Here is a 7,678-nt window from a genome sequence, read left to right as displayed (position 1 = left end):
ACGTTCGTAGTCCTGAGCTCTGCCGGAAGTTCTGGAGCAGGCGGAGTTCAGCAGTGCGAAAGACGCTCGTCAAACTCGAGCTAGCGTTCCGGCAAGGGCCTCCGCAGCTGCGGAGGCCCTTATTTGTCCGCCCTATTCGATACCGTCCTGTCGGATACAAGGATTGAGGTCGTGCTCAGCGGCGTCCAGATGCCGAGAATGAACTCATCATGGAAAGGTGGGTACAGACGTGCCGACGCGAACTGCTGGACCGCACCTTGATCTGGAACCAGCGGCACCTGCTCCACGCCCTGCGTGAGTTCGAACAGTTCTACAACACCCACCGGCCTCACCGAGGCATCGCGAACGCCCGTCCCCTGCGCCCCTTGCCCACGTCAGTCGCCGATCCGAAGCAACTCGAACCCCTCGACATACGTCGACACGACCGGCTCGGTGGCATCGTCCACGAATACCACCGCGCAGCATGACTTCTACGGATGGGATTTTCGGCAAGGGCAGGCTTGGTCGTGGTGGGCGGAGTTCGCGGGCGCGGTGCGGTCGGCGGCCGTTGTAGTGCCGGACGTAGTCCGCGAGCACCGCACGCAGGTGCCGTTCATCAAAGATCAACAGGCGGTCGGTGAGTTCGGCTCGGACAGTGCGCACGAACCATTCAGCAAAACAGTTCGCCCGCGGGCAGCGCGGGGGTCTTGACTACGCGGATGCCTACATCGGCGAGGACCGCATCGAACGACGCGGTGAACTGGCCGGCCCGGCCCCGTATGAGGAATCGGAATTCGGTGACGTCATCGCCGAGGTCCATCAGCAGGTTGCGGACTTGCTGAGTGGTCCACGTCCCATCTGGGTTGGTGGTCGCGCCCAGCAGGTGCACGTACCGGCTGCCGACTCCCAGTACGAAGAATACGTAGATCCGTTTGAGGGTGACCGCGCAGTCGACGTGGAAGAAGTCGCATGCCAGCCTGGTGGACGTCTGGGTGCGCAGGAACTGCCGCCAGGTCGTATCCGTGCACCGGAGTGGCACCGGTGGGATGCGCACTCGTTTGAGAACGCGGCGGATCGTCGAGGCACCCACTCGGTAGCCGAGCCTGAGCAGTTCACCCTGGATTCTCTTGTATCCCTAGGTGTGATTTCTCTGGCCATTCGCTCGATCAACACGGCGATAGCGTGATCGACGGGCGGGCACCCGGTGTGGTTCGGGTACGTACGTCCACTTCCTGGTTAGCAAGCGGCGATGCCAGCGCAGGACCGTGCCCGGGGTAATCAATCGGTGGGCCCGCAGCACCTTCGGCAGCAACCGGATCAGCGCGGCGAAGACCGCCCGGTCGGCCCAGTTCATCCGGGGTTTCGGGTTGGTTCTGCGCAGCACGGCCACCTCATGGCGCAGCACCAGGAGTTCAACGTCCTTGGACGCCGACGAGCGGCAAAGTAGCCACAGCCAGCCCGCAATCCGCACGAAGATCAGGTAAAGCAGGCGTAGTGACATGACCCGCGATCATGCTCTGTCTGCCGGGGGTGCCGAAAGGTGCAGGTCGCAGCACGTGGACCGACTTGTGGAACCCCACAGGCCGTCTACGCGGCGGAGGAAGCGACGCTCATCCGTACGTGACCGATGCGGGCGCCGTAAGGGTGCTGACGCGGTTCTCATACTCGCGGCGGGCCTTGCGCTGCGCCGGGACGACCGGGTTGCCGTCGAGGGGCTGGCAGCGGGCGAGGAGCCCGTGGTGAACGGAGGCCGTGGCGCTGACCCGCAGGGTATAGCCCTGGCCGCGTCGTACGGTCACCCCCTGGTCAAGCGCAGCGATGCCAGTTCGTCGAGGTACTGTCGGAGGATCGTCTGCACGCCGCCGTCGGCCGATCCTCGGATGCCAAAGGCTTTTCGCAGGTGCGCGGCGACCGGGCTGGTGCCATCCTTCAGCGGATGCGCGAGCAGCTTGGCCTGCTCGAGATAGCCGGCGAGCTCGTCGTGGGGTTTCGCCAGTTCCGCGTCCGCGGCAGCGATCTTGGCCGGCTCGAGTTCGATGATCCCGGTGTCGGCGACGATCTCGGCGGTCCCCGCGCCGGACAGGTCGTGCGCCGAGTCCGCGGTCTTCGGCTTGCCTGACCGGTCCGCCTCCTTGGACTGCTGCTTGTGCAGCGCTCGGACGTCCGCCCAGTCCGATACTCGGTGCGAACTCACCCCAGTCCACCCCCTGCGAGCGTCCTCGCGGACGCGCGCACCAGTATGTCAGCCGTCCGGGCCCCGGCATCCGTATCCGGCGAAGTCGGACGTGTGACGGCATAGTTGCCGTCGCGGTTCCGGGGATCACCCGGACGGCGGACATCCGGCCGGTCAGGTCATGACCGCGCCACCGCGTGGACCAGCTCGATCACCGCGGCCTTCGACGCGCCGTAGTCGGCGATCGTGTCCATGCCGAGCCGGGCTCCGATCGAACCGACGGCGACGATCGCGCCCGGCCGTCCCGCGCGGCGGCGGACGAATTCCTGCCAGACCAGGAACGTTCCTCGCGTATTGACCGCGAACGTGCGATCCCAGTCTTTTCCGACAATTCCGTGAGTTCGGTCAGCACTCCGCCGATTCCCGCGACATTGGCTACCGCGGTGATCTCGCCGAGCTGTTCTTCGGCGGCATCGAAAGCCGCCTGCACCGAAGACCGCTCGCTGACATCGCAGACGGCATGCGCGACGGCAGCGCCGTCCGCGAACAGCTTCGCCGACACTGCAGCGAGGCGGACGGGATCGACGTCAGTGAGCAACACCGCGTGTTCCTGCGCCAACCGCTCGGCGACCGCAGCGCCGATCCTGCCCGCGGCGCCGGTGACCAGTGCGACGCTCACGGCAGCACCTTGTCGATCTCCGGCGCGAGCAGTTCGGCCGCGCGCGCCGGGCTGATGACGTCGGCCGGATCGGGCTTCGTGATCTCGCGGGACGCGATGTCCTCGTACACGTGCTCGCCGATCAACCGGCACCGCTCGTCGTACGGCCAGTGGAACGCGAGCGTGCGCTTTAGCAGGTACACCTCGCCGGGGACGCCGGACTGGACCGAGCCGAAAACGGTCTCGCCGCCCAGCATCGCCTCCGGCACGAACTCGAAGAACTCCAGTTCGCCGGAGAATCCGGTGTCGTTGACCGAAATGTCCTGGTTGTTCACCCACATCACCACGGCGTTCGCCTCGACCAGCGACTGGTAGAAAGCCTTCACCTCGGCCATCCCGTCCAGGATCGTCGACGTGCCGCCCTCGTGGATGCGGTAGTGCGGGTGCTCCACGGTCATGTCCGGGGACAGCAGTTCCTCGTACCGGCCGGAAACCTCCAGCAGCGCGTGCCGCCGGTAGTTCTTCAGGATCGCCCGGCGGCGCGGGTTGTCGATCTGCGCGATCTGCTTTTCCAGGTCGGCGAACATGGTCTGGAAGTCGTGTTCGTAACGGCTCACCGGTGGCTCCTCGTCGAGTCGGTTCAGGGGCTCTCATCCTCAGCGGGGCGCTACGGGCGGACCAGGACACAGATCGGCGGCGGCGTTAACGGATCGGTTAACCCCGCCGGTCAAGGTATTAGAGTCGGGCGGATCGGCGAGAGGAGTCGGCGTGGACCTCAACTTGCACCTGGTGCGGTACCTCGTCGCGGTCGTCGACGAAGGGCACTTCGGCCGGGCCGCGGACCGGCTCTACGTCAGCGCTCCGGCGCTGAGCCAGCAGATCCGGAAGCTGGAGCGCTCGCTCGGCGCCGATCTGCTCGACCGTTCCGCCCATCCGGTCCGCCCGACGTCCGCCGGACGCCGGTTCCTCGCCGAGGCGCGCGACGCGCTGGCTGCGGCCGACCGGGCCGTCGCCGCCGTCGAGGCTTACCGCCGGGAACTCGCCGCCACGCTGCGGATCGGGTTCATGAACGCCGCGGGCCCGCGGATCCGGCGGGTGACCGACGAACTGCGTCGCGAGGTGCCCGGTCTGTCGGTCCGCCTGATCGAACTGCCGTGGCCGCAGCAGGCCTCCGCGGTGCGGGACGGCACCGTGGACGCCTCGGTCGTCCGGCCGCCGATCGCCGATCCGACCGGGCTCCGGCTCGACGTCCTGCACGAGGAGCCGCGGGTCGTGGCGCTGCCCGGCACGCATCGGCTCGCCGGGCGGGAGTCGGTCGGGCTCGCCGACCTCGACGGCGAAACCCATCTCGCCGCCGACGAGGCCGATCCGGCCTGGGTCCGGTGGTGGGCCTGCGATCCCCGGCCCAGCGGCGTCCCCGTCCGCTACGGCCCGTCGGTCCGCACCATGGACGAAATGCTCGAGGCCGTCGCGGCGGATCAGGGAATCGTCATCACCGGCAGCTTCGTGACCGAGGGATACCGGCATCCGGAGGTCGTGTTCGTCCCGGTTTCGGACGCTGAACCGTGCCCGGTCTCGCTGTGCACCCGCGCCGACGACGCTTCGCCGCTCGTGACGGCGTTGCGGCGGACGGCAGGCGAGCTCCGCACCGCATCCGGCCAGGAGGCTCAGAGGGCCTCGAAGATCCGGTGAGCCACCCCGCCGTCGACCAGGCCGAAGAGGATCCGCCCGTCGGCAAAGTCCACCGGCGGATCCGGGCGGACCAGGCTGGCGCGCGGCAGGCGGTCGTGCGACGCGCGGTCGACGTGGCGTCGCTCGACGGGCTCAGCTGCGGAAGAACCGCCATGAACGGCATCATCGGGTACACGCGTCGCCCAGCAAGGTCACCGGGCCGGACGACCACGTCGGCAGCGGGTCGCGTACGTACAGCGCCGACTGCAGCACCGAATCGCACGCGTCCAGCAGCGCGCGGGCCTCGGGGTGGAAGCCGCGGTACGCCTCGCGCAGTTCAGCCACGTCGCCCGGAGTCGTCCACGATTCGTGCCGCCAATGGCTTTGGCGGGTCGTGGCGAAGACGAACACCTCGTTGCCGCGGTTGAGCGGGAAGGTCACCAGCTGCGTGTCCGGGGCCGGGCCCCACCATTTGGTGAAGCAGTCGAGGTTCGGCACCTCCACCGAGCCCGCGGGCAGCACTGCGCGGTACGCGACCACGCCGGTGAACTCCGGGTCGCGGTGCGCACGGCCGAGTGGATTCCGTCCGCGCCCACGACGACGTCGGCGGAAGCGGTGGCCGAAGCGAAGTCCAGTTCGACTCGGTCTGTTGTGGACAGTCCGGTCAGCTTGTGTCCCAAGTGGACCACGTCGTCGGGCAGCGCTCGTTCCAATGCGGACAGCAGGTCCGCGCGGTGCATGGTCAGCTGGGGCGAACCGTAGCGACGTTCGGCCTCGTCACCCATCGGCAGCCGGGAAGTCTCCTCTCCGGTGTCCCAGGTGCGACTGATCCGGTATTTCGGCCGCGCCGCGGTTTCGCGCAGCTCGTCGCCAACGCCGAGGCCGTCGAGGGCGCGGACGGCGTTCGGGGTGAGGTTGATGTCGGCGCCGACGCGGCCGAAGCCCGCGGCTTGTTCGTGCACCACCGGGGAGAACCCGGCTTTCCGCAAGGCGACAGCGGCGGCCAATCCGCCGATTCCGCCGCCGACGATCGCGATTTCGGGCACAGCTCAGCTCCTTCACCCGGTGAGGCTGACAACGTCGTGGCGCCCGGTGCCGCCTCGAGGTCGGCAGCCTCGATCAGGCTGGCCAGCGGCGGGCGCTCGCTGGTCCGCTGCCGTACCGCGATGTCCTGCCCGAACGCAGCCAGGTTACCCGCTGCCAGTGCCGCTGTGCCCGCTGCGGGCGGACCGGATTCGGCCGGGTCCGGGCCGGGGCCGTAGACCAGGACGGGATCGACGATGCCTTGGTTGGCGGGGCCCCAGCCGAGCAGGAAGAGGGTGAACAGCTCGGCGACGTGGTCGGAATGCAGGTGAGTCACGAACACCGCGGCGAGATCGCGCAGGGACAGTCCGGCGGCGAGGTACTTGCCGAGCGTCCCGTAGCCCGCCTCGACCAGATACACTCGCCCGCCGACGGCGACCGCGTTCGAGCAGCCCTGCCCGGCGCCGGGTGTGGTCCGGCCGCGGTGCCGAGCAGGACCACGCGCAGCGGGCCGGTCACGGGGAAGCCTCTTCGAGCGTCCGGCCCTTCGTCTCCTCGGCGAAGGCGGCCGGGTTAGTGGGCCGCAAGCGGGTGCTGGACTCGCCCCCGCTCTATGACGCGGTCGCGACGATGGACACCATCACCCTGGTCCGCTCTGCGATCCGCGGTCTGCTGGCCGTCGCTGATGGTGAACTGGCCGCTCGGTTGCGTGCGGTGGTCACGTCTGGGGACGACTATGCGAGCGTGGGGAAACCGCAGATCGACTGGGACGATGCGGCCGCCCGCGACGAATTGATCGATTCCCGGGCCCGGGACGGGTTCGCGATGCTTACTCTGCTGGACGGCGTGGAACTTGCCGAAGGAGTGGACAAGGCCGCGCGTCTGCTGGCCACGGTGCTGGGCCAGGACCTGACTGACGAAGGCGACGGGGCATTGCGAATCGCCCGCAAGGTGGCGGCCGACCGGGTCATCTCGACCGTCGATCCCGAAGCCCGCCACGGCCACAAGACGGCGGCCCGTGGTTTTGATGGCTACAAGCGGCATGTCGCGGTCGATCCGGATTCCGAGATCATTACCGCGACGGTGGTGACACCTGGTAACAGTGGTGACGCCGAGGTCGCTGAGGAGCTTCTGGCGGACATCCTGCCGACCGAAGCCGAAGATCGTCCTGCTGTGTATGGAGATGCGGCCTACGGCGCGGGGGAAATTGTTGGCGCGGCTGGACAACAGCGGTGTCCATAACGGACTCAAGGTGCAGCCACCGGCGCGGGTGACCGGCCATTACGGCAAGGACAGCTTCACCATCGACCTGCAGGCGCAGACGGTGACCTGCCAAGCCGGTGTCGTCGCGGGCATCCGCACGCACGGTGGCCGCCACGCCGGGACCGCCGAGTTCGGTGCCGCGTGCGCGGACTGCCCGTTGCGCAGGGCGTGCACCCGCGCGAAAGCGGGCGGACGATCCGCATCAGCCCGTATGAGGCGCATTTGGCCGCCGGGCGTGCCCGGCAGGCTGATCCGGTCTGGAAAGCCGACTACCGGGCCACCCGCCCGAAGGTGGAACGCAAGATCGGGCACGTGATGCGGCGGCGTCACGGTGGGCGCCGCGCTCGGGTGCGCGGACAGGTGAAGGTGGCCGCCGACTTCGGTCTGCTGGCCGCTGCGGTCAACCTGGCCCGGTTGGCCGTGCTCGGGGCGGCCTACGGAGCCGGTGGACGGGCGGTCGCCACCGGGTGAGTGATCCCGGCCGGTTCCGCACAGTCGCACAGTTGTCCAGCGCACCGCTTCCGGGCCTCAGCCTGCGAGTTGAGGGGTAGACCGGGCAGCCAGCCCGTCACCGTTGCGGCGACCGCGGCCACGCGATCCCGGCCTGCCCAAGCCCTCGACACACCCGTTCGACACCAGCCACCTAGTAGTGCTTTGTTAACTCGTGTTGTTGAAGGGGTCCTTGCAGATGTGGCATGCGCCGGCCATGACGACGAGGAGTCGTTGCAGTTCGCGGAGAACGGCGTAGATGGTCAGGCCGGCGCATCCGCTTTTGGGTCCAGGTGGAGCAGGGTGCAGAAGGCTTGAGCGAGGACGGTGAGGGTGACGTGTCGGTGCCAGCCGGTGTAGGAGCGTCCTTCGAAGTGATCCAGGCCGAGGGCGTGTTTGAGTTCGCGGTAGTCGTGTTCGAT

10 protein-coding genes and 4 pseudogenes are annotated in these 7,678 nt (G+C 68.2%); 4 read left to right on the top strand and 10 right to left on the bottom strand.

The features are described 5' to 3' along the window. Positions 1–209 precede the first annotated feature (209 nt). Positions 210–467 carry a transposase gene (locus tag E1288_RS45595; RefSeq protein WP_235884288.1) on the top strand — a complete coding sequence of 86 codons (258 nt, stop codon included), beginning with the start codon at positions 210–212 and terminating at the stop codon, positions 465–467. 100 nt (positions 468–567) lie between these two features. On the opposite strand, the pseudogene E1288_RS49620 reads toward E1288_RS45595, so the two are convergent. From E1288_RS49620 to E1288_RS45565, 6 genes and pseudogenes are all read right to left on the bottom strand, one after another. Beyond that, a pseudogene (locus tag E1288_RS49620) lies at positions 568–642 on the bottom strand (integrase core domain-containing protein); the annotation flags it as partial. A gap of 7 nt (positions 643–649) precedes the next feature. After that, positions 650–1,018, bottom strand: a complete 369-nt coding sequence (locus tag E1288_RS45590; RefSeq protein WP_235884287.1) for a hypothetical protein — start codon at positions 1,016–1,018, stop codon at positions 650–652. 96 nt (positions 1,019–1,114) lie between these two features. After that, entirely contained in the window at positions 1,115–1,480 is a 366-nt protein-coding gene (locus E1288_RS45585) for an integrase (RefSeq protein WP_235884286.1), read from the bottom strand. A 294-nt stretch (positions 1,481–1,774) separates the two neighbouring features. Beyond that, positions 1,775–2,173 (bottom strand): hypothetical protein, encoded by a 399-nt coding sequence (locus E1288_RS45575; protein ID WP_235884285.1) that lies wholly within the window; start codon positions 2,171–2,173, stop codon positions 1,775–1,777. Between the two features lie 158 nt (positions 2,174–2,331). Next, a pseudogene (locus tag E1288_RS45570) lies at positions 2,332–2,831 on the bottom strand (SDR family NAD(P)-dependent oxidoreductase). Next, positions 2,828–3,427 carry a hypothetical protein gene (locus tag E1288_RS45565; RefSeq protein WP_132495485.1) on the bottom strand — a complete coding sequence of 200 codons (600 nt, stop codon included), beginning with the start codon at positions 3,425–3,427 and terminating at the stop codon, positions 2,828–2,830. The pseudogene E1288_RS45570 and the gene E1288_RS45565 overlap by 4 nt, the downstream one beginning before the upstream one ends. A gap of 151 nt (positions 3,428–3,578) precedes the next feature. On the opposite strand from E1288_RS45565, the gene E1288_RS45560 reads away from it, so the two are divergent. Beyond that, on the top strand, positions 3,579–4,502 hold the full coding sequence (locus E1288_RS45560; protein ID WP_132495483.1) for a LysR family transcriptional regulator: 924 nt from the start codon (positions 3,579–3,581) through the stop codon (positions 4,500–4,502). Between the two features lie 162 nt (positions 4,503–4,664). On the opposite strand, the gene E1288_RS49615 is transcribed toward E1288_RS45560, so the two are convergent. From E1288_RS49615 to E1288_RS50675, 3 genes and pseudogenes are all read right to left on the bottom strand, one after another. Then, on the bottom strand, positions 4,665–4,922 hold the full coding sequence (locus E1288_RS49615; protein WP_235884284.1) for a hypothetical protein: 258 nt from the start codon (positions 4,920–4,922) through the stop codon (positions 4,665–4,667). Then, positions 4,919–5,527 carry an FAD-dependent monooxygenase gene (locus tag E1288_RS45555; RefSeq protein WP_235884283.1) on the bottom strand — a complete coding sequence of 203 codons (609 nt, stop codon included), beginning with the start codon at positions 5,525–5,527 and terminating at the stop codon, positions 4,919–4,921. The genes E1288_RS49615 and E1288_RS45555 overlap by 4 nt, the downstream gene beginning before the upstream one ends. Positions 5,528–5,856: 329 nt before the next feature. Further along, a pseudogene (locus E1288_RS50675) lies at positions 5,857–5,925 on the bottom strand (hypothetical protein); the annotation flags it as partial. A 155-nt stretch (positions 5,926–6,080) separates the two neighbouring features. Here E1288_RS50675 and E1288_RS45545 point away from each other — a divergent pair. Further along, a complete protein-coding gene (locus E1288_RS45545) occupies positions 6,081–6,746 on the top strand; it encodes a transposase (protein ID WP_132495481.1) in 666 nt (221 codons plus the stop codon). Positions 6,747–6,908: 162 nt separating this feature from the next. Continuing rightward, positions 6,909–7,238 carry a transposase gene (locus E1288_RS45540; protein ID WP_165968631.1) on the top strand — a complete coding sequence of 110 codons (330 nt, stop codon included), beginning with the start codon at positions 6,909–6,911 and terminating at the stop codon, positions 7,236–7,238. Positions 7,239–7,519: 281 nt separating this feature from the next. Here the strand turns inward: E1288_RS45540 and E1288_RS45535 are convergent. Continuing rightward, positions 7,520–7,678, bottom strand: a pseudogene (locus E1288_RS45535) (IS701 family transposase); the annotation flags it as partial.

It is taken from the genome of Saccharopolyspora elongata, assembly GCF_004348985.1.
GTDB classification, from domain to species: Bacteria; Actinomycetota; Actinomycetes; order Mycobacteriales; family Pseudonocardiaceae; genus Saccharopolyspora; species Saccharopolyspora elongata.
This window is presented reverse-complemented; position numbering and strand designations above follow the sequence as displayed.

Coding starts and splice junctions, on each gene's coding strand:
- E1288_RS45595 (WP_235884288.1), top strand. CDS start 210: ATGGAAAGGTGGGTACAGACGTGCCGACGCGAACTGCTGGACCGCACC.
- E1288_RS45585 (WP_235884286.1), bottom strand. CDS start 1,480: ATGTCACTACGCCTGCTTTACCTGATCTTCGTGCGGATTGCGGGCTGG.